The sequence below is a fragment of the Zoogloea oryzae genome (assembly GCF_030161255.1).
In the GTDB taxonomy this organism is placed as follows: Bacteria; Pseudomonadota; Gammaproteobacteria; order Burkholderiales; family Rhodocyclaceae; genus Zoogloea; species Zoogloea oryzae.
Map to the genome: position 1 here is coordinate 4,059 of NZ_BSPX01000056.1, position 21,529 is coordinate 25,587.

Consider the following 21,529-nt stretch of genomic DNA (forward strand, 5'->3'; position numbering starts at 1 on the left):
GACCCGCCGCCCTGTGCGCGGCGCTCGCGGCCTTGCCGCATGCCGCCCTTGCGGCCCCCGACGCGGCTTCTGAAGCCGACTTGAAACAGCTCCGCAACCAGTTGCGCGAGCTCCGCGAAACCTATCAGCAGCGCATCGACGCCCTTGAGCGCCGGCTTGCCACCGCAGAGGCCCGCAGCGCCTCTGCGGTGGCCGTGGCGGCCGAGGCCGATCGCACGGCTGCCCGTGCCGAGAGCGTGGCCAAGGCCAGCGTCGAGCCCGCGCCCGCACCCCAGCGCCCGGCGGGCGAGTCCGCCTTCAACCCGGCGGTGTCGCTGATCATCGACAGCAAGTTCACCCGCCTGCAGCGCGACCCGTCCGCCTACCGCATCGACGGCTTCATCCCGTCCGGCGGCGAGGTCGGGCCACCGAAGAAGGGCTTCTCCCTGGGCGAGTCCGAGCTGGCCTTCTCCGCCAATATCGACCACCTGTTCCGCGGCAACGCGCGTTTCTCGCTGGCCGAGGACGACGGCGCCGGCGTGGTGGAGGTGGAGGAAGTGAACGTGGAAAGTCTGGCCCTGCCGGCCGGCCTCAAGATGAAAGCCGGGCGCTTCCTGTCGGGCGTCGGCTACATCAACCAGCAGCATCCCCACGAGTGGGATTTCACCGACGCGCCGCTGGCCTACAAGGCCTTCTTCGGCTATCGCCTGCAGAACGACGGCGTGCAGCTGCGCTGGGTGGCGCCGACCGCGCTGTTCATGGAGTTCGGCGCCGAAGCGGCCAATGGCGGCAAGTTTCCCGGGGCTGAGCGCCACACCAACGGCGCCGGGCTGTGGACGGCCTTCGCTCACGTGGGCGGCGACATCGGCGAGTCGTCGGCGTGGCAGGCGGGCCTGTCCCACGTGCGCACCCATCCCCAGGAGCGGGCCTTCGAGGATGGCGGCTTCACCAATGCCTTCTCGGGGCGCAGCCAGACGTGGATCGCCGATTTCATCTACAAGTGGGCGCCGGGTGGCAACAGCCGCGACACCTACTTCAAGCTGCAGGGCGAATACCTGCGCCGCACCGAGTCGGGTTCGATCAACTACGGCGGCGACGGCAACGACTACGCGGCACGGCTGCGCCAGTCGGGCGCCTACCTGCAGGCGGTGTATCAGTTCATGCCGCGCTGGCGGGTGGGCGTGCGCGGCGACTGGCTGCGCTCGGGCAACGTCGATCTGGGCGGCCTGACCAGCGCCGAGCTGCCGATCTTGTCCGGCTACGACCCGACGCGCCAGTCGGCGATGGTGGATTGGTCGCCGTCGGAGTTCTCGCGCCTGCGCCTGCAGGTGGCGCGCGACAAGTCGCGCAGCGGCGAGTCCGACAACCAGGTGTGGCTGCAGTACGTGATGAGCCTTGGCGCCCACGGTGCTCTCAAGTTCTGAGGAGCCGGAAGATGATCGACAAGTTGATCCTGCGCGTCGTCGCGCTGCTGTGCGTGCTGCTGCCGGCCCTGCCGGCTGCGGCGTCCGTCAATGTGTTTGCCACGGTGCCCGAGTGGGCGGCACTGGCGAAGGAGATCGGGGGCGACAAGGTCAATGTGCTGTCGGCCACCACCGCCCTTCAGGACCCCCACCGCATCGAGGCGCGTCCGTCGCTGATCGCCCGGGCGCGGAGCAGCCAGCTGGTGGTGGCCACCGGCGCCGACCTGGAGATCGGCTGGTTGCCGCTGGTGCTGCGGGAGTCCGGCAATCCGGCGATCCAGCCGGGGCAGCCGGGCTACTTCGAGGCGACCTCGGCGGTGCGCCTGCTGGAAGTGCCTGCCCGCCTCGACCGGGCGGACGGCGACGTGCATCCCGGCGGCAATCCCCACGTCCAGCTCGACCCGCGCAACATCCTGGCGGTGGGCGAGGCCCTGACGGCCCGGTTGGCCCAGGTGGACGCACCGAACGCCGCCGCCTACAAGGCCGGCTTCGCGCGCTTCGCCGAGCGCTGGAAGGCGGCGATGGGGCGCTGGGAGCAGGCCGCCGCGCCGCTCAGGGGCGTGCCGGTGTGGGTGCAGCACAAGGGCTTTCCGTACCTGTCGGCCTGGCTGGGCCTGAAGGAGCTGGGCGCGCTGGAGCCCAAGCCGGGCGTCGAGGCGGGCAGTGCCCAACTCGCCGGCCTGCTGGAACGCCAGAAGGCCACGCCGGCGAAGATGATCCTGCGCCCGGCCTACGCCCGGCCCACGTCGTCGGACTGGATGGCCGAGCGGGCGAAGATCCCGGTGGTCGTGCTGCCCTATACGGTAGGCGGTTCGAGTGAGGCGTCCGACCTGTTCGGGCTGTTCGACGACACCGTCCGGCGCCTGCTCGCCGGGGTGAAGTAAGGGGGCGCGGCATGGCCGGATTCCTGATCCGCGCCAGCGGGCTGGTGGCCGGCTATGCCGCGCCGGTGGCCGGGCCGCTGGATTTTGCGGTGCACCGGGGCGAGATCCTCGGCCTCGCGGGGCCCAACGGCGCCGGCAAATCCACGCTGCTCAAGGCGCTGTGGGGCGGCGTGCGGGTGTTCGGCGGCTCGGTGGAGAAGGCGCCGGGGCTGGCGATCTCCCATCAGGCCCAGGGCTTTGACGACCTGCGCGGCATTCCGCTGACCGGTCGCGAGCTGCTGCGCCTCACCGGCGCCACGACCGACGGCCTGCCGGCGTGGCTGTCGGGCCGGATCGACGAGCGGCTCGACCGGCTCTCCGGCGGGCAGCTGCAGTTCCTGCGCCTGTGGGCCTGCCTGGCCGCGCCGGCCGATCTGATCCTGCTGGACGAGCCCACCAACAACCTCGACAAGGCCGGCGTGGCTTTTCTGTCGGACTGGCTGGGCCACGCCCACGCGGCGCAGGGCATCGTGATCGTCTCCCACGATCACAGTTTCATCGACCAGGTGTGCACCCGGGTGGTGAGCGTGGGGGAGGAGTCGCCCGCATGAGCTTCGATCTGCTCTTCGATCCGCTGTTCCGGGTGCCGTTCTTCACCGGCCTGCTGCTGGCTGGCCTGCTGCCGCTGGTGGGCATGTACCTGCGCCTGCGGGACGAATGGCTGGCGGCGCTGGCCTTTGCCCAGATGGCGTCGGCCGGGGCGCTGCTGGCGATGGTGGCCGACTGGCCGATGATCGCCGGCGGCCTGCTGGCGGCCGTGGTGGCGGCGCTGGTGAAAGGCGTCGCCGCGCGAGCGGGGGCCGGCGCCTACGCGCTGATGATGCTCCTCGCCTGGGGTGCCGGGGTGCTGCTGGTGGCCAATCATCCGCTGGCCGAACAGGCCGGCCACGCACTCTTCGACGGTCAGCTATATTTCACTGGCGAAGGCCATCTGGTGGCCGCCGCGCTGGCCGTGGCGGCGAGCGTGCCGCTGCTGGCCTGGCTGTCCCGGCCGCTGCTGCTGGCGCGCTTCTTTCCGGAGTTCTACCGGGCCCGGGGGCGCAACGAGCGGCCACGGCTGATGCTCTTCGACCTGCTGGCCAGCCTTGCGGTGGCGCTGGCGACGGTCAGCCTGGGGGTGATGGCGGCCTTCGCGCTGGTCTTCGTGCCGCCGCTCCTGGCCTGCCGTTTTGGCCGGGGCTGGCGATCGGGCCTGGTGCTCTCGGCTGTCATCGGAATGGCGGGGTACTGCGTTGCGTTTGCGGTGTCGCTGGGTTTTGATCAACCTTTCGGGCCGGTTTGTGCGGTGCTGTTCGTGGTGCTCGTTTTGGTGATGGGCGTGAAATTCGACAGGATGTAAATCACGGAGCCCCCGCTTTGTAGAGTGATATCCTAGTCAATCGTAAAAAAGTAACTTGGAGGGTATGGGAGTGGTGCTACCTTTTTTCGGCAAGAAGCCTGCACCTGCCGGAACTACTGCACCCCGTTCCCGGAGCGCTTCCAGCTCCGGCAGCGCCCAGTTGTCATTGAACGGGCTGCCGCGTGGCGGCAACGTCCGCAGCGAGAGTTCGACCCTCGATTTCACGATCGCCGGCGGTGATCTCAAGCGCATCCTCGCCCAGTGTGCCGACAAGGTGCACGTGGAAGAGGGCGTCGACGAGATGGCTCCGCCGGCCGAAGAAGCCGCCATCCTGTTTGCCCACGGCGGCGATGACGAAGCCCGCAGCGTGCTCGAGCACGCGCTAGAGGGCACCATCAATGCCGATGCCCGCTTCAACCTCTGGCAGATGCTCCTTGACCTGATGCGCCTGACCGGCCAGCGGGAGCGTTTCGAGGCCCTCAGCCTCGGGTTTGCCACCGAGTTCGAGCGCTCGCCCCCGGCCTGGCGCGATCTGTCGTCCCCGTCGGCCCGGGTCAGTAACGAGCCAAAGGTACAGACGATCAACCTGTCCGGTCATCTCGGCGGTCAGGCTGCCGCCCAGTTTGCCCAGTTGATCCAGATCGCGATGCGCGCCGGTGCCCTGCGCATCGATCTTGCCCGCCTCAGCGGTGTCGATGACGCCGGAGCCGAGCTGTTGCTGCGTGCGGTGCGCGGCCTGCGCCGGGCCAAGGTCCGGCTGTCGCTGGGCGGCGCGATCCATCTCGTCAATCTGCTGAGTGGCCTGGTGACTTCCGGCAAGCGCGCCAACCAGTCCCTGTGGCTGCTCCTGCTCGAGGTGCTGCAATACACCGATCAGCAGGATCGCTTCGAGGAGCTTGCGGTCGATTACGCGATGACTTTCGAAGAGTCGCCGCCGTCTTGGGAGCCGCCCCTGGCGGTCACGGCCAGCCAGACCGGCGCCGAGCCCCTCGCCACCGCTGCCCGCACCTATGTGCTCGAAGGCGAGATCATCGGCCCCAACACCGACACGCTGCGCAAGATCACCGGTTTCGCCGCCGACAAGACGATGGTCGAGGTGGATTGCAGCCGGCTGCGGCGGATGGATTTCGTCTCTGCCGGCATGCTGTTCAACATCATCTCCCAGCTCCACAACCAGGGGCGGCTGATCGTGCTGACCGGCGTCAATTCGATGGTCGCGGCGCTGATGCAGGTGATGGGCCTTCATCAGGTGGCCCGGATCGAGCTTCACAGCTGAGCCTTCCTGCCTCGTCCGCAGCGCTTTTTTCGGCTGATTCCGTTCCACTCCCGGGCGTCGTGACGCCGCGAAATCACGCTGTTTCCGCCGTGGGCGGAGTGGGCTTGTAATCCGTTTTTTCGTCCCCACATCCCTGCGATGGAACAATACCACGGCACCACCATTCTCTCGGTCCGGCGCGGCCGGCACGTAGCCCTCGGCGGCGACGGCCAGGTCACCCTCGGCAACATCGTCATCAAGGCCAGCGCCCGCAAGGTGCGCAAGCTCTATCAGGATCGCATCCTGGCCGGTTTCGCCGGCGGCACGGCCGATGCCTTCACCCTCTTCGAGCGCTTCGAGGCCAAGCTCGAGAAGCACCAGGGCAACCTCGTGCGCAGCGCCGTCGAGCTCGCCAAGGACTGGCGCACCGACCGCGCCCTGCGCCGCCTGGAGGCGATGCTGGCGGTGGCCGATCTCGACAACTCGCTGATCATCACCGGCAACGGCGACGTGCTGGAGCCCGAGCAGGGCATCGTGGCGATCGGCTCTGGCGGGGCCTACGCCCAGTCGGCGGCCCGCGCGCTCATCGAGAACACCGAGCTCGCCCCCGAAGATGTGATCAAGAAGTCCCTCACCATCGCCGGCGATCTGTGCATCTACACCAACCAATGCCACACCATCGAGGTGCTGAAGCCATGAGTCCGCAAAGCCGCCTTAAGGGCGAAAGCTCCCGCCTGGCGGGAAAGCGCGTAGCGCCAAGGGTGCCCAAATGACCCAGATGACGCCTCCGGAGATCGTCTCCGAACTCGACAAGCACATCGTCGGCCAGGGCAAGGCCAAGAGGGCCGTGGCCGTGGCGCTGCGCAACCGCTGGCGGCGCGCCCAGGTGGTCGAGCCGCTGAAGAGCGAGATCACCCCCAAGAACATCCTGATGATCGGCCCGACCGGCGTCGGCAAGACCGAGATCGCCCGCCGTCTGGCGCGGCTCGCCAACGCGCCCTTCATCAAGATCGAGGCGACCAAGTTCACCGAGGTGGGCTATGTGGGGCGCGACGTGGACACGATCATCCGCGACCTGGTGGAAATCGCCATCAAGAGCCACCGTGAGCAGGCCATGAAGAAGTGCCGCGACCGGGCGATGGACGCCGCCGAAGACCGCGTGCTCGACATTCTCTTGCCGCCGGCCCGGCCGACGGTGGGCTTCGGCGCCGAGCCGGCCACGCCGGAAGATAACGCCACCCGCCAGAAATTCCGCAAGAAGCTGCGCGAGGGCGAGCTGGACGACAAGGAAGTCGAGATCGAGGTGGCGGTGCCGGGCATGAGCGCCGAGATCCTCGCGCCTCCGGGCATGGAAGAGCTCACCGGCCAGCTCCAGAGCATGTTCCAGAACATGGGCGGCGGGAAGAAGAAATCCCGCAAGCTGAAGATCAGCGAGGCCATGAAGCTCCTCGCCGACGAGGAAGCCGCCAAGCTGGTGAACGACGAGGAGCTGAAGCTCGAGGCGCTGCGCATGGTCGAGCAGAACGGCATCGTGTTCCTCGACGAGATCGACAAGATCGCCACGCGCTCCGACAGCCACGGCGCCGATGTGTCCCGCCAGGGTGTGCAGCGCGACCTGCTGCCGCTCGTCGAAGGCACGACGATCAGCACCAAGTACGGGATGGTCAAGACCGACCACATCCTGTTCATCGCCAGCGGCGCCTTCCACCTGTCGCGCCCGTCCGACCTGATCCCCGAGCTGCAGGGCCGTTTCCCGATCCGGGTGGAGCTGGAATCCCTCTCCGTCGAGGATTTCGAGCGCATCCTCACCCAGACCGACGCCTGCCTGACGCGCCAGTACGAGGCGCTGCTCGCCACCGACGGCGTGACCCTGCAGTTCGCGCCGGACGGCATTCGTCGACTCGCCGAGATCGCCTTCCAGGTCAATGAGAAGACCGAGAACATCGGCGCCCGTCGGCTGTACACCGTGATGGAAAAGCTGCTGGAAGAGCTGGCCTTCGAGGCCGGCAAGGCCGGCGAGCAGACCGTCACCATCGACGCTGCCTATGTGGACGGGCGTCTCGAGGTGCTGGCCCAGCGGGAAGACCTGGCGCGCTACGTGCTGTAAGGCTGCGCCGGGCTCATCCGGATGCTGTCGAATGAGGGGCTACCGGGGTAGCCCCTCATTTATTTCACAGGTTGGATGGCGTATACCGTCGGGCGAGCGTCGCCGGAGAGTGGCGCCGATTCCTCCCCAGAACTCGTCACCTGAACGCCATGCTCCTGCGCATCGTCTCCATCCTGTTTCCGCTCTTCGCCATCACCGCGGTCGGCTTTCTGGTCGGCCGGCGGGCGAAGCCGGATCTGTCCCAGGCCAACAAGCTCAACATGGATGTGTTCGTGCCGGCGCTGGTGTTCGGCGCGCTGGCCAACAAATCCTTCCACATCATGCAGTTCCTGCCGCTGCTGGGGGCGACCACGGTGGCGGTGGTGGGCTCGGGGCTGCTGGGCTGGGGCGTGGCGCGGATGATTGGCGTGGCGCCGCGCACCTTCGTGCCGCCGATGATGTTCAACAACTGCGGCAACCTCGGCCTGCCCCTGGCGGTGCTGGCCTTTGGCGAGGAGGCGCTGGCGCCGGCGGTGGTGATGTTCATGGTGTCGAACCTCATCCACTTCACCTTTGGTGCCTGGTATCTCGATCACCACGCGCGGCTCGCGAGCGTGTGGCGCGTGCCGTCGGTGCTGGCCACGCTGGCGGGGCTGGCGGTGGGCATTGCCGGCATCGAGGTGTGGCAGCCGGCGATGCTGGCGATCAAGATGCTCGGCGACATCTCGATTCCGCTGATGCTGTTTGCGCTGGGGGTGCGGATCAGCGAGTCGCGCATCTCGGCGATCCAGCTCGGGGTGACCGGCGCGGTGGCGCGGCCGCTGATCGGCATGGCGCTGTCGGTGGTGCTGATCTGGCTGGTGCCGCTGCCCGAGCGGGAGCGGGCGCTGCTGCTGGTGTTCGGCGCGCTGCCGCCGGCGGTGCTCAACTACATGTTTGCCGAGCGCTACCACCAGGAGCCGGAGAAGGTGGCCTCGATGGTGCTGATCGGCAACGTGCTGGCGGTGGCCTTCCTGCCGCTGGCGCTAGCGATGGCGCTGTAGCGGGGCGTTCAGCCGCCGCTGTTGAAGCGCCCGATCAGCCGGCGGTCGCGCTTGGTGGGGCGGCCGTGGAGATCCGCGCCGGGCGTGGCGGCGAACTTGCGTTCTTCCCGCGCGGTTTCGCGGGCGGCGATGCTTTCGGGCGTTTCGGCGTAGAGCGTCTGGGCGACCGTGGCGCTGCCGCGCTTCTCGGCGATGCCGGTGACGATCACCGTAAAGCGTGCCTCTGCCTGCTGAATCTCGACGCGATCGCCGATCTTCACGTCTTTTGCCGGCTTCACACGGATGCCGTTGAGTTGCACCTTGCCGCCTTCGACGGCGTCGGTGGCGAGGGTGCGATGCTTGAAGAAGCGGGCCGCCCACAGCCATTTGTCGAGGCGGGTGCGGTCGGTGGAGTCGTGGCTGTCTTTCATTCCTTGACCGGCCGTTTGGCCAGTTTCCGTTGCAGGGTGCGTCGGTGCATTTTAAGCGCACGCGCCGTGGCGGAGATGTTTCCGTCGTTCTCGCTGAGCACCCGCTGGATGTGCTCCCATTCAAGCCGGTCTACCGACATCGGCGCCGCCGAGGGCGTGTCGTCGATGACCACCTCGGTGGCCGAGAGCGCCTTCAGGATCGCATCCACGTCGGCTGGCTTGGCGAGGTACTGGGTGGCGCCGAGCTTGATCGCGTCGACGGTGGTGGCGATGCTGGCGTAGCCGGTCAGCACCAGGATGCGGCAGTCGGGATTGACCGCCAGCAGCGGCTCGATGAGGCGCAGGCCGGAGCTGCCGGCGATGTTGAGGTCGAGGACCACGTATTCGGGCTCGTGCTCGCGGGCGAGGCCGAGGGCGCTCTCGGGATCGGCAGCGCCGAACACCGTGAAGCCGCGCTGGCCGAGGGCGCGGGTGAGCACGCGGTTGAAGACGGGGTCGTCGTCGATGACGAGGATGTGGGGGGCGTCCTGGGCGTTCATGGCTGGAGGTTGGCAAGAGGAAGGCTGAGGGTGGCGATGGTGCCGCCGCCGGGGCGGGGCGCGAAGCGGATGCTGCCGCCGCAGCGTTCGGCGGCGCTGCCGGCCAGCAGCAGGCCAATGCCCAGGCCCTGGCCAGGGCTGCGCGGAGCGGCTTCGTCGACGGGCATGCCGGGGCCGCGGTCGAGGACCCGGATGACGAGCTCGGCGCCGTCGATGCCCGCTTCGCATTCGATGCCCGCCGGATCGGCGTCGGCGGCGTTGTTGATGAGGTTGTGGATGGCCTGTTCGAGGGTTGTGTCGGCCACCAGCGTGGGGGCGGGATCGCCGCAGTCGATACGGGTGGCCAGCGGCACGTGGGGCCGCTGGCTGCGCCAGCGCTCGATGATGCCGGCGAGCCAGGCATCGGCAGCCATGGTGGAGCCACCTTCGGCGCGCAGGCTGCCGGCGCGCAGGGTGAGCCCGCCGAGGATCGTCTTGCAGTGGGCGATCTGGGTGAGGAGGATCTCGGCGTCGGCCCGGGTGTCGTCGTCGAGGCCCGGGTTGCGGGCGAGTTCGCCTGCGACGATGGCCATCGTGCCCAGCGGTGTGCCGAGCTCGTGAGCGGCGCCGGCGGCGAGGTTGCCCAGGGCGACGATGCGCTCGCTGCGCAGGCTGGACTCGCGGGCCTCGGCCAGCGCCTGGTCGCGGCGACGGATGGCGGCGGTCATGCGCACCACGTACCACACGATCACGCCGGCCGAGAGGGCGAAGGTGAGCCACATGCCGGCCAGATGCCAATGCACGGCCAGGCCCGAGTCGTAGATGTCGAGCTGCTCGTTGAAATCCCACAGCACCGAATAGGCCACCACGGCCAGCACCGCAAGCAGCCATGCCCACCGTCCGGGGAGGATCGCCGCGCCGATCGCGACCAGCGGCAACAGCAGCGAAATCAACGGGTTGGTGGCGCCGCCAGTGAAGTACAGGAAGGCGCTCCAGGCGGCCAGCTCGATGCACAGCTGGGCGAAGAGTTCGGCAGGGTGGATCGCACTGATGCGGGCGGCGCGCAGCATCGACAGGCCGTTGATCGCGATCAGCGTGACCGCCACCGGGAGCAGGGCGGCGCCGGGGAGGGGAATGTCGAGGAGCCAGGGCACGAAGAGCAGCACGCCCAGCATCGTCCCGATGGACAGCCAGCGCAGGCCGATCAGGCGGCGCAGGGCATCGGTGGGGCTGGCGGGTGAGGGCATGGCGGTGTGCCTGGGGGAGGAAAACGTGTCGGCGGATTATCGCCGAAGCGGGCGCCAGGCCTCGCGCTGAAGGCGCCGGACGGTGTGCGGTGGATTGTCGCAGCCCGCCTTTTTGACATTTTTTCGGGCTTTCGGGCATGTTTTCGAAAATAGTGTTTGCATTAGTGGCCGATACAGTGCACAGTCCGACCTCGCGATCTTCAAGTAGTGTTGTTGTTGTCTGGTTCAGTACCCGCAGCCCTGCGGCAGTCTTTCCTTCATCACCCCGCCGTCTTGAGTTTCGCCCTTCCCAGGGGGAAAACCCTGTTTTAACGTTTTTTCAAGGATATTCATCATGGCAGCAGGTACCGTGAAGTGGTTCAACGATTCCAAGGGCTTCGGTTTCATCACCCCGGAAAACGGCGGTGACGATCTGTTCGCTCACTTCTCCGCCATCCAGTCCAAGGGTTTCAAGACCCTGACTGAAGGCCAGCGCGTGACCTTCGACGTGGTCACCGGCCCGAAGGGCCAGCAGGCCGCCAACATCGTTCCGGTGGCCTAAGTCCCGGTCGATACCAGCCCGGCGGGAGCCGGGCTGCGGAACGCGGCAACGCTGTTCCGGACGCATCCCAGAAGCCCGGCCCATGCCGGGCTTTTTGCTGTCCACGCGCCAGATCCCCGCCCCGCGAAATCCGTCCGGCGGGGATTTTCTTTTTCTGTGCGTGCTTCTTGCTCCTTGTTAAGGCGATTTCTCAGCTGTAAGCGAACGTAAGTTCACCGTAAGTCTGCGCCGGTAACTTGCGATCACCCTTAGGGCGCCCCACGGTGCCCAGCAAGGTTAATTCGAAGAGGAGGAGAAAGACATGAGAGACGACCTCGGCGACCGCATCCGGGCAAATCCGAAGTACCAGGAGCTGGTCTCGAAACGCAATTCATACGGCTGGATCATGACTGCGTTGATGATGATTGTTTACTACGGCTACATCCTGCTGGTGGCCTTCAACAAGGAGTTCCTCGCCCAGAAGACCGGCGCGGGCGTGATGTCGGTGGGTATCCCCATCGGCGTTGGCGTGATCCTGTTCACCATCATCATTACCGGCATTTACATCCGTCGTGCCAATACCGAATTCGACGATCTGAAGGCTCAGGTCATCAAGGAGGCAACCAAGTGATGCGTACTTCCAAACTTATCCTTGGCCTCCTGGCGGTGCTGGCTTCCGGTGCCGCCCTGGCTGCCGGTGCCGACCTCGGTCAGGCCGAAAAGCAGGCCACCAACTGGACCGCGATCATCATGTTCGGCATCTTCGTTGCCGGCACGATGATGATCACCAAGTGGGCCGCTTCCAAGACCAAGTCGGCTGCCGACTTCTACACCGCCGGGGGTGGCATCACCGGCTTCCAGAACGGCCTGGCGATCGCCGGCGACTACATGTCTGCCGCGTCCTTCCTGGGTATTTCCGCCGCGGTGATGGCCAACGGCTACGACGGCCTGATCTTTGCGATCGGCTTCCTCGTGGGCTGGCCGGTCATCACCTTCCTGATGGCAGAGCGTCTGCGCAACCTCGGCAAATTCACCTTCGCCGACGTGGCCGGTTACCGCTTCCAGCAGACCCCGATCCGTGCCTTTGCTGCTTCCGGCACGCTGGTCGTGGTGGCCTTCTACCTCATCGCCCAGATGGTCGGTGCCGGTCAGCTGATCAAGCTGCTCTTCGGCCTCGAGTACTGGATGGCTGTGGTGATCGTTGGCGCGCTGATGATGGTTTATGTGCTCTTCGGTGGCATGACCGCCACCACCTGGGTGCAGATCATCAAGGCCGTGCTGCTGCTGGCCGGTGCGTCGTTCATGGCGTTCATGGTGCTCGTCAAGTTCGGTTTCAGCCCGGAAGCGATGTTCGCCAAGGCTGTCGAGATCAAGACCGCCCTCGCCGCCAAGGACGCCAAGCTGATCGCCGATGCCGCGACCGCCGCTGCCGCCTCCGGCAAGGATGTGGCCGAAGTGACCGCCGCGATGGCCGCCAAGAAGGGCGACTCCATCATGGGCCCGGGCTCCTTCGTGAAGGATCCGATCTCCGCCATCTCCTTCGGTATGGCGCTGATGTTCGGTACCGCTGGTCTCCCGCACATCCTGATGCGCTTCTTCACCGTGCCGGATGCCAAGGAAGCCCGTAAGTCCGTGGGCTGGGCGACTGTCTGGATCGGCTACTTCTACATCCTGACCTTCGTGATCGGCTTTGGCGCCATCTGCTTCGTGCTGACCGACCCCACCTTCCTGGATGCCAAGGGTGTCCTGAAGGGCGGCGGCAACATGGCGGCAATCCACCTGGCCAACGCCGTTGGCGGCAACATCTTCCTCGGCTTCATCTCCGCGGTTGCGTTCGCCACCATCCTGGCCGTGGTTGCCGGTCTGACCCTGTCCGGTGCTTCCGCCGTGTCCCACGACTTGTACGCCACCGTGTTCAAGAAGGGCAATGCCGACTCCGCCGCCGAGCTGCGTGTCTCCCGTATCACCACCATCGTCCTGGGTGTGATCGCGGTTGTCCTGGGTATCGCCTTCGAAAAGCAGAACATCGCCTTCATGGTGTCCCTGGCCTTCGCCATCGCCGCTTCGGCCAACTTCCCGGTGCTCTTCATGAGCGTGCTGTGGAAGGACTGCACCACCAAGGGTGCGGTGATCGGTGGTTTCCTCGGCCTGCTCAGCGCCGTGGTGATGACCGTCCTGTCCGACTCGGTGTGGGTTGCCACCCTGGGTAACCCGAAGGGTTCCGCTCCGTTCCCCTACACCTCGCCGGCCCTGTTCTCCATGACCATCGGCTTCGTGGGTATCTGGATCTTCTCGCTGCTCGACCGCAGCCCGAACGCCCAGCAGGAACGTGCTGACTTTGCTGCCCAGCTGATCCGTTCCGAAACCGGTATCGGTGCATCTGGTGCTTCTGGTCACTAAGCCCTGAATCCACCGGCCGGATCGCTGATCCGGTCGGCCCGGAGATGACAAACCCCGGTTCGCCGCAAGGCGACCGGGGTTTGTTGCGTCTACCAGGCGTGCTCTTGCGTGTTCGTCCGGGCTGCGTGGGCGCGGCTGCCCGTCCGTTCAATCGCCCCTCCGCGTGGTGGCCCGGGGGGGGAGGGCGTCCTGCCGCTCCGCGGGCTGCGCCAATCGGCCTCGCTGGACAGGCGGTGACGCGTGCGCGCCTGCACTTCGACCGTGTTTGCCGACGATCTCGGTCGCGATGCGGCTCATGTCGGTCTTGGCGTGGTGATCACTCGCCCCTGCGTATTCAATATCGACGTCGGTGTATTGATCGCGCGGACGTCGACATTGATGTCTGGTGCCTGCGTGATGAAATGTCGCGAGGTGATATTGATATCCGGTGCCAGTGCGAAGACCACGCCGCCGGTGGAATTGATATCTCGCGTCCGCGTATTCAATGTCGACGCCGGTGTATTGACCACGCGGGCGTCGACATCATGTTTTACCGGGTGAGTGAGGTATTTTTTTGTCAGTGTGATGATTGCGCCGGGGCAGAGTGAGGTATCCGTCCGGCGCGGTTGAAGCGGCTGAGCAAAACGCGCTGCGCTGCCTGGTCAGCTCAGGCTGGCAGGGGTAGACAAAAAAACGGCGCCCTTGCGGGGCGCCGTGAAAATCTCCTGGGAGGGAGAAGAGAAGACACTCGTTGTAGTCGGGCGCCGGAGCGCCCGACCGTGTTCAGTGGGAGCTCGCCGAAGCGGCACCGATACCGGTCTGGGAGCGGACGTACTGGTCGTCGTAACCCGCCTTGTCGATCTTGGAGCGGGCGCTGGTGTCGGTCACCGAGAACAGCCAGGTGAAGAAGAAGGCCAGCGGCATCGAGAACAGGGCCGGTTGTTCGTACGGGAAGATCGGCGTGGCATTGCCCAGCACCACCACCCACACGGCCTTGGACAGCACCACGAAGCTCACCGCCGAGATCAGGCCGATGAGGCCGCCAAGGAGTGCGCCGCGGGTGGTCAGGCCCCGCCAGTACATCGACAGGATCAGGATCGGGAAGTTGGTCGAGGCGGCGATGCCGAAGGTCAGGCCGACGAGGAAGGCGATGTTCTGCTTCTCGAACATGATGCCCAGCAGCACGGCAACCACGCCCAGGGCGATGGTGGACAGCTTGGAGACACGCATCTCTTCGGCTTCGCTGGCGGAGCCCTTGCGGATCACACGAGCGTAGATGTCGTGGGCGATGGAGGAGGCGCCGGCCAGAGCCAGACCGGAAACCACGGCCAGGATGGTGGCGAACGCAACCGCCGACATGAAGCCCAGGAACAGGTTGCCGCCAACGGCCTTGGACAGGTGCATCACCGGCATGTTGCCGCCGCCGATCAGCTTGCCGCCGATGTTGCCGCCTTCGTAGAAGTCGGGGTTCTGGCCGACGATCACGATGGCCATCAGGCCCAGGGCGCACACCACCATGAAGAAGTAGCCGATGCAGCCGCTGGCCACGAACACGCTCTTGCGGGCTTCCTTGGCGTTCGGCACGGTGAAGAAGCGCATCATGATGTGGGGCAGGCCGGCGGTGCCGAACACGAGACCCAGCGACAGGGACACGGCGGTGATCGGGTCGGCCATCAGCGAGCCGGTGCCCATGATCTTGATGCCGTCCTTGTGCACTTCAACCGCCTTCTGGGCCGCAGTTTCGAGGCTGAAGCCGAACTGGCTGAGGGACAGGAAGAGCAGCACGGTGCCGCCGAAGAGCATCAGGCAGGCCTTGATGATCTGCACCCAGGTGGTGGCGATCATGCCGCCGAAGGTGACGTAGATCACCATCAGCACGCCCACCACGACCACTGCGGTGGCGTAGTCGAGGCCGAACAGCAGCTTGATGAGCTGGCCGGCGCCGACCATCTGCACGATCAGGTAGAAGCACACCACGGTGAGCGAGCCGAAGGCCGCGAAGGTGCGGATGGTGCCCTGCTCGAGGCGGTAGGAGGCGATGTCGGCGAAGGTGAACTTGCCCAGGTTGCGCAGGCGCTCGGCCATCAGGAACAGGATCACCGGCCAGCCGACGAAGAAGCCGATGGCGTAGATGAAGCCGTCGAGGCCTTTGGCGAAGGTCATCGCCGAGAGGCCCAGCAGGGTGGCGGCGGACATGTAGTCGCCGGCAATCGCGAGGCCGTTCTGGAAGCCGGTGATGCCGCCGCCGGCAGTGTAGAAGTCGGCGGTGGATTTGGTCCGGCTGGCGGCCCAGTAGGTGATGCCCATCGTGGCCACCACGAAGATGAAGAACATCCCGATGGCGGTGAGGTTGAGGGGCTGCTTCTGGGCGGCGCCCATGGCGTCGGCGGCCAGCGCTGCGCCACCGACGAGGGTGGCCGCGAGGGCGGCGAGGAGGTGTTTGCGCTGGATCACTTGGTGGCCTCCCGGACGATCTCGTTGTTGATGGTGTCGAACTCGCCGTTGGAGCGGTTGACGAACCAGCCGGTCAGCAGCCAGGAACCGATGATGATGGCGGCGCCGATGGGCACGCCGATGGTCAGGGTGGAGCCGGTCGAGATGGGGGTGCGCATGACCTCGGGCGCGAAGGCGACGATCATCATCATCCCGTAGTAGCTGGCCATCACGATGGCGGTGAGGAGCAGCGCAAAACGACTGCGCTTTCCTTCGAGTTCGGCGAACTTGGGGTTCGCACGTACCTTCTTGTAGATGTCTGCCGACATGATTCCTCCTTGAATTCGGCGGGTTTTTCAGGTTGTGGTTGTTGTTACGGGGTGAGTGCTGTTCTCCCCCGGTCTTGCCGTGGTTATTGCTTACATGTTCGGGTAGTTGGGCCCGCCGCCACCTTCGGGCACGGCCCAGTTGATGTTCTGGGTCGGGTCCTTGATGTCGCAGGTCTTGCAGTGCAGGCAGTTCTGCGCGTTGATCTGCATGCGCGGGCCGCTCGGGTCTTCGACGATTTCGTACACGCCGGCCGGGCAGTAGCGGGTCTCGGGCGCGGCGTAGAGGGCGAGGTTCACGCTCACCGGCACCGAGGCGTCCTTCAGGCGCAGGTGGCAGGGCTGCTCTTCCACGTGGTTGGTGGCCGAGATGAACACCGACGAGAGGCGGTCGAAGCTGATCTTGCCGTCGGGCTTGGGATAGACGATCGGCTGGCAGTCGGCGGCCTTCTTGAGCTGGGTGTGGTCGTCGTGGTGACGCAGCGTCCACGGGGCGCGGCCCTTGAGCAGGAAGGTGTCGATGGCGCTGTAGGCGATGCCACCCCACAGGCCCCAGCGGAAGCTCGGGCGGATGTTGCGCACGGTGTACAGCTCGTCCCACAGCCAGCTCTGCTTGAGCTGCTCGGGGTAGGCGATGCACTCGGTGCCGGTCTGGCCCTCGAAGGTGAGGTGGGCGAACAGGGCGTCGGCGGCCACGATGCCGGACTTCATCGCCATGTGGGTGCCCTTGACCTTGGGCACGTTGAGGAAGCCGGCGGTGTCGCCGATCAGCACGCCACCCGGGAAGGACAGCTTGGGCAGCGACTGGAAGCCGCCTTCGTTGAGCGCCCGCGCGCCATAGGCGATGCGCCGCCCGCCCTCGAAGACCTTGCGGATCTCCGGGTGGGTCTTGAAGCGCTGGAATTCCTCGTAGGGCGACAGGTAGGGGTTGCTGTAGTCGAGGCCGACCACGAAGCCGACGGCCACCTGGTTGTTCTCCAGGTGATACAGGAAGGAGCCGCCGTACACGTCGGTGGACACCGGCCAGCCCACGGTGTGCATGGTGAGGCCGGGTTTGTGCACTTCGGGGCGCACTTCCCACAGCTCCTTGATGCCGATGCCGTAGGTCTGCGGATCGGCGCCGTCGCGCAGGTTGAAGCGGGTGAACAGGCCCTTGGTGAGGGAGCCGCGGCAGCCTTCGGAGAAGACGGTCTGACGGGCGTGGAGCTCGATGCCCTGCTGGTAGTTGGGGCCGGGTTCGCCGTTGCGCTCGACGCCCATGTCGCCGGTGGCGATGCCCTTCACCGAGCCGTCCTCGTGGTACAGCACCTCGGCGGCGGCAAAGCCCGGGTAGATCTCGACGCCCAGCTCTTCGGCCTGCTGGCCCAGCCAGCGCACCACGTTGCCCAGGCTGACGATGTAGTTGCCCTCGTTGTGCATCTGGGGCGGCGTGGGCAGCTTGTAGGCCTTCTCGGTGGACAGGAAGTAGAAGTGATCTTCGGTGACCGGGGTGTTGAGGGGCGCGCCGCGCTCCTTCCAGTCGGGGAACAGCTCGGCCAGCGCGCGGGGCTCGATGACGGCACCGGAGAGGATGTGCGCGCCCACTTCGGAGCCCTTTTCGACGACGCACACCGAAAGCTCGTGGCCGGCCTTCTCGGCCTGCTGCTTCAGGCGGATCGCGGCGGCCAGGCCAGAGGGGCCTGCGCCGACGATCACCACGTCGTATTCCATCGCTTCACGCGTCATTACTGCTCTCCGGAGGTTTCGCTTGTAGGTCGGGCGTCAGCCCGACAAAAGGATGTCAGGGCATGCCGGGCCGCGGCGTGCGCGGCGGCCCGGCAGCAGGTGGTGCTTAGAACAGGGCTTCTTCCAGGGCCAGCACCGACTCGGCGCCATTCACGATGGCATCGCGGTAGCTGTTGGCTTCCGGGATCACGTGCTGGGCGAAGTAGGCGGCGGTGGCCAGCTTGGCCTTGTAGAAGTCGCCGTCGGCGGCATCCAGGCGCTCGACGGCGATGGCGGCGGAGCGGGCCATCAGCCAGCCGCCGACCACGATGCCGGTAAGCTTGAGGAAGGGCACCGAGCCGGCGTGGGCGGCCTGGGGCGTGGCTTCGTAGTTGGCGAGCAGCCAGTTGGTGGCTTCGTCCAGCGCGGCGATGCCGTTGCCCAGGGCATCGGCGATGGCCTTCAGCTGGGCGTTGCCGGAGTTGCGCAGGGCGCTGCCGGTTTCGGCGATGTCGGCGAGGAGCTGCTGCATGCTCTTGCCGCCTTCCTTGGCGGTCTTGCGGCCGATGAGGTCGTTGGCCTGGATCGCGGTGGTGCCTTCGTAGATGGTGATGATGCGGGCGTCACGCATGTACTGGGCGGCGCCGGTCTCTTCGATGAAGCCCATGCCGCCGTGCACCTGCACGCCGTTCCAGGTGATGCCCTGGGCGTTCTCGGTGCACCAGCCCTTGACCACCGGGGTCAGCAGCTCGAGGCGGCGCTGGTTGGCGGCGCGCACGTCGGCGTCCGGGTGGCTGTGGGCGCGGTCCATGCAGCCGGCCACGTAGTAGGCCAGCGCGCGGCCGGCTTCGGTGCGGGACTTCATGTCCATCAGCATGCGGCGCACATCCGGGTGATGCAGGATGGGCTTCTTCTCGCCGGACTTGTCGCCGACGATGCGGCCCTGGATGCGGTCACGGGCGTAAGCCAGGGCGTGCTGGTAGCTGCGTTCGGACACGCCGACGCCTTCCAGGCCCACGTTGAGGCGGGCGTGGTTCATCATCGTGAACATGTACTCGAGGCCGCGGTTCGGCTCGCCGACCAGGTAGCCGATGGCGCCGCCCTTGTCGCCGAAGGACATGACGGCGGTGGCGCTGCCGTGGATGCCCATCTTGTGCTCGATGGAGGCGCAGATCAGGTCGTTGCGCTCGCCCAGGCTGCCGTCGGCATTGACCAGGAACTTCGGCGCGATGAACAGGGAGATGCCCTTCACGCCCGGGGGCGCGTCCGGCAGGCGGGCCAGCACGAGGTGGACGATGTTCTCGGCCATGTCGTGCTCACCCCAGGTGATGAAGATCTTGGTGCCGGTGATGGCGTAGGTGCCGTCGCCGCGGGGCTCGGCCTTGCTGCGGATGGCGGCCAGGTCGGAACCGGCCTGGGGCTCGGTGAGGTTCATGGTGCCGGTCCACTTGCCGGAGACCATGTTCGGCAGGAAGGTGGCCTTCAGCTCGTCGGAGCCGTGGTGGGCGATCGCTTCGACCGCGCCCAGCGTGAGCATCTGGCACAGCGAGAACGAGATGCTGGCCGACTTCCACATTTCGAGCACCGCGGTGGACACGGTCACCGGCAGGCCCTGGCCGCCGAACTCGGTGGAGGCGGGCATGCCGTTCCAGCCGGTCTCGCAGAAGGTGGCATAGGCTTCCTTGAAGCCGTCGGCGGTGGTCACCACGCCGTTGTTCCACTTGTTGCCCTGCTTGTCGCCGACGGCGTTGAGCGGGTCGACGACTTCGGAGGCGAACTTGCCGGCTTCGTCGAGGATGGCCTCGACGAGGTCGATGGAGACTTCTTCGTTGCCCGGCAGACCGGTGATCTCTTCAAGACCGGCCAGCTCGTTCATGTTGAACAGCATGTCCTTCACGGGGGCGATGTACGTGCTCATGGTGGTTCCTTGCGAATTCGGTTGAGTGCGGCGTCGGCGTGGCGCAGGTCGGGCCTTCGCCCGACGCCGTTGCTTCGATCAGATTCCGGGGTGTCGGGCAAACGCCCGACGCACGATCAGAGGGCGGAAACCAGCTGCGGCACGGTCTCGAACAGATCGGCCACGAGCCCGTAGTCGGCCACCTGGAAGATCGGGGCTTCCGGGTCCTTGTTGATCGCGACGATCACCTTGGAATCCTTCATGCCCGCCAGATGCTGGATGGCGCCGGAGATGCCGACCGCCACGTACAGCTGCGGGGCGACGATCTTGCCGGTCTGGCCGACCTGGTAGTCGTTGGGCACGAAGCCCGCATCCACCGCGGCGCGGGAGGCGCCCATGGCGGCGCCGAGCTTGTCGGCCAGGGGTTCGAGTACGGCGCGGTAGTTGTCGCCGCTGCCGAGGCCGCGGCCGCCCGAGACGATGATCTTGGCGGCGCCCAGCTCGGGGCGGGCCGACTTGGTGAGCTCACGGCCGACCAGCTTGCTCTGGGCCAGATCCGGGCCGGCGGCGATCGCTTCGACCGCGGCGGAGCCGCCTTGGGCAACCGGGTCGAAGGCGGTGGTGCGCACGGTGATGACCTTCACCGGGTCGGCCGACTTGACGGTGGCCAGCGCGTTGCCGGCGTAGATCGGACGGACGAAGGTGTCGGCGGACTCGATGCCAACGATGTCGGAAATCTGGGCGACATCCAGCAGCGCGGCAACGCGCGGCAGGACGTTCTTGCCGAAGGTGGTGGCGGGGGCCAGCACATGGCTGTAGCCGCCGGTCTTGACCACATCGACCAGCAGCGCGGCGAGGTTCTCGGCGCCCTGTTCGGCGTAGGCGGCGGCATCGGCCACCTTGACCTTGGCGACACCGGCCAGCTTGGCGGCGGCTTCGGCGGCGGCGCCGCAGCTGCTGCCGGCAACCAGCACTTCGATGTCGGCGCCCAGCTTTGCAGCGGCGGCAACGGTGTTGAGGGTCGCGGCCTTCAGGGCGGCGTTGTCGTGTTCGGCGATGACGAGGATGGGCATGTTCTATGTCTCCGTGTTCTTCAGGCGCTTAGAGCACCTTGGCTTCGTTCTTGAGCTTCTCGACCAGCTGGGCCACGTCGGCCACCTTGATGCCGGCGCTGCGGGCGGCGGGCTCGACCACCTTGAGGGTGGTGAGGCGCGGGGTGACATCCACGCCCAGATCGGCCGGCTTGACGGTGTCGAGCGGCTTCTTCTTGGCCTTCATGATGTTGGGGAGCGTGGCGTAGCGCGGCTCGTTGAGGCGCAGGTCGGTGGTGACGACCGCCGGCAGCGGCAGGGCAAGGGTTTCGAGGCCGCCGTCGATTTCGCGGGTCACGCGCACGCCGTCGCCGGCCACTTCGACCTTGGAGGCGAAGGTGGCTTGCGGCCAGCCGAGGAGCGCGGCGAGCATCTGGCCGGTCTGGTTGGAGTCGTCGTCGATGGCCTGCTTGCCGAGGATCACCAGCTTGGGTTGTTCCTTGTCGACGAGGGCCTTGAGGAGCTTGGCCACGGCGAGGGGCTGCAGGTCGGCGTCGGATTCGACGAGGATGCCCCGGTCGGCGCCGATGGCCATGGCGGTGCGCAGGGTTTCCTGGCACTGGGCGACGCCGGCGGAGACGGCGACCACTTCGGTGGCAGTGCCGGCTTCCTTCAGGCGGACGGCTTCTTCAACGGCGATCTCGTCGAAGGGGTTCATGGCCATCTTGACGTTGGCCAGCTCGACGCCGCTCTGGTCGGCCTTGACGCGGATCTTGACGTTGTAATCGACGACCCGCTTGATGGGTACGAGAATCTTCATGGGAACCTGTCTCCGTTCTTGTGCTCGCGCGCTCGCGCTGAATCTCCTGGCCGGACTGCCGAGGATCGGACGGAAGGTTCGCAAACAAACTTGTCGGAAGTTTCGTGAAAATGTACTCAATCATGTCCGGTGCCTCGGGGCGGCCGGACGCTGGCT

21 protein-coding genes are annotated in these 21,529 nt (G+C 66.5%); 12 read left to right on the plus strand and 9 right to left on the minus strand.

What is annotated here, in order from left to right; all coding sequences use genetic code 11:
- The 8 genes from QQK25_RS16175 to QQK25_RS16210 all read left to right on the plus strand — a co-directional run.
- On the plus strand, window positions 1-1,403 hold a 1,403-nt coding region (locus QQK25_RS16175), incomplete at its 5' end, for a TonB-dependent receptor (protein ID WP_306664090.1).
- Window positions 1,404-1,414: 11 nt separating this feature from the next.
- The gene (locus tag QQK25_RS16180; RefSeq protein ID WP_284188854.1) at window positions 1,415-2,326 is read left to right on the plus strand and encodes a metal ABC transporter substrate-binding protein; all 912 of its coding nucleotides are present in this window, start codon (window positions 1,415-1,417) and stop codon (window positions 2,324-2,326) included.
- A gap of 11 nt (window positions 2,327-2,337) precedes the next feature.
- Window positions 2,338-2,916, plus strand: a complete 579-nt coding sequence (locus QQK25_RS16185) for an ATP-binding cassette domain-containing protein (RefSeq protein ID WP_284188855.1) — start codon at window positions 2,338-2,340, stop codon at window positions 2,914-2,916.
- Entirely contained in the window at window positions 2,913-3,704 is a 792-nt protein-coding gene (locus tag QQK25_RS16190; protein WP_284188856.1) for a metal ABC transporter permease, read from the plus strand. The genes QQK25_RS16185 and QQK25_RS16190 overlap by 4 nt, the downstream gene beginning before the upstream one ends.
- Before the next feature lie 166 nt (window positions 3,705-3,870).
- On the plus strand, window positions 3,871-4,980 hold the full coding sequence (locus QQK25_RS16195; RefSeq protein ID WP_284188857.1) for an STAS domain-containing protein: 1,110 nt from the start codon (window positions 3,871-3,873) through the stop codon (window positions 4,978-4,980).
- A 138-nt stretch (window positions 4,981-5,118) separates the two neighbouring features.
- Window positions 5,119-5,658: an ATP-dependent protease subunit HslV gene (hslV, locus tag QQK25_RS16200; protein ID WP_284188858.1), complete on the plus strand. Its 540-nt coding sequence runs from the start codon at window positions 5,119-5,121 to the stop codon at window positions 5,656-5,658.
- Window positions 5,659-5,728: 70 nt separating this feature from the next.
- Window positions 5,729-7,066, plus strand: coding sequence for an ATP-dependent protease ATPase subunit HslU (hslU, locus tag QQK25_RS16205; RefSeq protein ID WP_284188859.1), 1,338 nt, complete (start codon window positions 5,729-5,731; stop codon window positions 7,064-7,066).
- A 149-nt stretch (window positions 7,067-7,215) separates the two neighbouring features.
- Window positions 7,216-8,088, plus strand: coding sequence for an AEC family transporter (locus tag QQK25_RS16210; protein ID WP_284188860.1), 873 nt, complete (start codon window positions 7,216-7,218; stop codon window positions 8,086-8,088).
- An 8-nt stretch (window positions 8,089-8,096) separates the two neighbouring features.
- Here QQK25_RS16210 and QQK25_RS16215 read toward each other — a convergent pair whose 3' ends face one another.
- From QQK25_RS16215 to QQK25_RS16225, 3 genes are read right to left on the minus strand one after another with little or no spacing between them, the layout of a single operon-like run.
- Window positions 8,097-8,498, minus strand: coding sequence for an RNA-binding S4 domain-containing protein (locus tag QQK25_RS16215; RefSeq protein WP_284188861.1), 402 nt, complete (start codon window positions 8,496-8,498; stop codon window positions 8,097-8,099).
- Window positions 8,495-9,037: a response regulator transcription factor gene (locus QQK25_RS16220; protein ID WP_284188862.1), complete on the minus strand. Its 543-nt coding sequence runs from the start codon at window positions 9,035-9,037 to the stop codon at window positions 8,495-8,497. The genes QQK25_RS16215 and QQK25_RS16220 overlap by 4 nt, the downstream gene beginning before the upstream one ends.
- The gene (locus QQK25_RS16225) at window positions 9,034-10,263 is read right to left on the minus strand and encodes an ATP-binding protein (RefSeq protein ID WP_284188863.1); all 1,230 of its coding nucleotides are present in this window, start codon (window positions 10,261-10,263) and stop codon (window positions 9,034-9,036) included. Before QQK25_RS16225 ends, QQK25_RS16220 begins: the two co-directional genes overlap by 4 nt.
- 334 nt (window positions 10,264-10,597) lie before the next feature.
- On the opposite strand from QQK25_RS16225, the gene QQK25_RS16230 reads away from it, so the two are divergent.
- The 4 genes from QQK25_RS16230 to QQK25_RS16245 all read left to right on the plus strand — a co-directional run bounded on the left by QQK25_RS16230 (window position 10,598) and on the right by QQK25_RS16245 (window position 13,723).
- Window positions 10,598-10,804: a cold-shock protein gene (locus QQK25_RS16230; RefSeq protein ID WP_153161935.1), complete on the plus strand. Its 207-nt coding sequence runs from the start codon at window positions 10,598-10,600 to the stop codon at window positions 10,802-10,804.
- A 301-nt stretch (window positions 10,805-11,105) separates the two neighbouring features.
- Window positions 11,106-11,414 (plus strand): DUF485 domain-containing protein, encoded by a 309-nt coding sequence (locus tag QQK25_RS16235; protein ID WP_284188864.1) that lies wholly within the window; start codon window positions 11,106-11,108, stop codon window positions 11,412-11,414.
- Complete coding sequence (locus tag QQK25_RS16240; RefSeq protein ID WP_284188865.1) at window positions 11,414-13,183, plus strand: cation acetate symporter; 1,770 nt, start codon at window positions 11,414-11,416, stop codon at window positions 13,181-13,183. Before QQK25_RS16235 ends, QQK25_RS16240 begins: the two co-directional genes overlap by 1 nt.
- Before the next feature lie 240 nt (window positions 13,184-13,423).
- A complete protein-coding gene (locus QQK25_RS16245; protein WP_284188866.1) occupies window positions 13,424-13,723 on the plus strand; it encodes a hypothetical protein in 300 nt (99 codons plus the stop codon).
- Between the two features lie 222 nt (window positions 13,724-13,945).
- Here QQK25_RS16245 and QQK25_RS16250 read toward each other — a convergent pair whose 3' ends face one another.
- The 6 genes from QQK25_RS16250 to QQK25_RS16275 form a co-directional block, all read right to left on the minus strand.
- Window positions 13,946-15,616, minus strand: coding sequence for a cation acetate symporter (locus QQK25_RS16250; protein WP_284188867.1), 1,671 nt, complete (start codon window positions 15,614-15,616; stop codon window positions 13,946-13,948).
- Entirely contained in the window at window positions 15,613-15,924 is a 312-nt protein-coding gene (locus tag QQK25_RS16255) for a DUF485 domain-containing protein (protein ID WP_194271234.1), read from the minus strand. Before QQK25_RS16255 ends, QQK25_RS16250 begins: the two co-directional genes overlap by 4 nt.
- 90 nt (window positions 15,925-16,014) lie before the next feature.
- A complete protein-coding gene (locus QQK25_RS16260) occupies window positions 16,015-17,646 on the minus strand; it encodes an electron transfer flavoprotein-ubiquinone oxidoreductase (RefSeq protein ID WP_284188868.1) in 1,632 nt (543 codons plus the stop codon).
- Between the two features lie 106 nt (window positions 17,647-17,752).
- Entirely contained in the window at window positions 17,753-19,543 is a 1,791-nt protein-coding gene (locus tag QQK25_RS16265; RefSeq protein WP_284188869.1) for an acyl-CoA dehydrogenase C-terminal domain-containing protein, read from the minus strand.
- Between the two features lie 116 nt (window positions 19,544-19,659).
- Complete coding sequence (locus tag QQK25_RS16270) at window positions 19,660-20,595, minus strand: electron transfer flavoprotein subunit alpha/FixB family protein (RefSeq protein WP_284188870.1); 936 nt, start codon at window positions 20,593-20,595, stop codon at window positions 19,660-19,662.
- A 28-nt stretch (window positions 20,596-20,623) separates the two neighbouring features.
- On the minus strand, window positions 20,624-21,373 hold the full coding sequence (locus tag QQK25_RS16275; protein ID WP_284188871.1) for an electron transfer flavoprotein subunit beta/FixA family protein: 750 nt from the start codon (window positions 21,371-21,373) through the stop codon (window positions 20,624-20,626).
- Window positions 21,374-21,529: the final 156 nt, after the last annotated feature.

Coding starts and splice junctions, on each gene's coding strand:
- QQK25_RS16260 (WP_284188868.1), bottom strand. CDS start 17,646: ATGACGCGTGAAGCGATGGAATACGACGTGGTGATCGTCGGCGCAGGC.
- QQK25_RS16185 (WP_284188855.1), top strand. CDS start 2,338: ATGGCCGGATTCCTGATCCGCGCCAGCGGGCTGGTGGCCGGCTATGCC.
- QQK25_RS16180 (WP_284188854.1), top strand. CDS start 1,415: ATGATCGACAAGTTGATCCTGCGCGTCGTCGCGCTGCTGTGCGTGCTG.
- QQK25_RS16215 (WP_284188861.1), bottom strand. CDS start 8,498: ATGAAAGACAGCCACGACTCCACCGACCGCACCCGCCTCGACAAATGG.
- QQK25_RS16240 (WP_284188865.1), top strand. CDS start 11,414: ATGCGTACTTCCAAACTTATCCTTGGCCTCCTGGCGGTGCTGGCTTCC.
- QQK25_RS16190 (WP_284188856.1), top strand. CDS start 2,913: ATGAGCTTCGATCTGCTCTTCGATCCGCTGTTCCGGGTGCCGTTCTTC.
- QQK25_RS16270 (WP_284188870.1), bottom strand. CDS start 20,595: ATGCCCATCCTCGTCATCGCCGAACACGACAACGCCGCCCTGAAGGCC.
- hslU (WP_284188859.1), top strand. CDS start 5,729: ATGACCCAGATGACGCCTCCGGAGATCGTCTCCGAACTCGACAAGCAC.
- QQK25_RS16265 (WP_284188869.1), bottom strand. CDS start 19,543: ATGAGCACGTACATCGCCCCCGTGAAGGACATGCTGTTCAACATGAAC.
- QQK25_RS16235 (WP_284188864.1), top strand. CDS start 11,106: ATGAGAGACGACCTCGGCGACCGCATCCGGGCAAATCCGAAGTACCAG.
- QQK25_RS16220 (WP_284188862.1), bottom strand. CDS start 9,037: ATGAACGCCCAGGACGCCCCCCACATCCTCGTCATCGACGACGACCCC.
- hslV (WP_284188858.1), top strand. CDS start 5,119: ATGGAACAATACCACGGCACCACCATTCTCTCGGTCCGGCGCGGCCGG.
- QQK25_RS16230 (WP_153161935.1), top strand. CDS start 10,598: ATGGCAGCAGGTACCGTGAAGTGGTTCAACGATTCCAAGGGCTTCGGT.
- QQK25_RS16275 (WP_284188871.1), bottom strand. CDS start 21,373: ATGAAGATTCTCGTACCCATCAAGCGGGTCGTCGATTACAACGTCAAG.
- QQK25_RS16255 (WP_194271234.1), bottom strand. CDS start 15,924: ATGTCGGCAGACATCTACAAGAAGGTACGTGCGAACCCCAAGTTCGCC.
- QQK25_RS16210 (WP_284188860.1), top strand. CDS start 7,216: ATGCTCCTGCGCATCGTCTCCATCCTGTTTCCGCTCTTCGCCATCACC.
- QQK25_RS16225 (WP_284188863.1), bottom strand. CDS start 10,263: ATGCCCTCACCCGCCAGCCCCACCGATGCCCTGCGCCGCCTGATCGGC.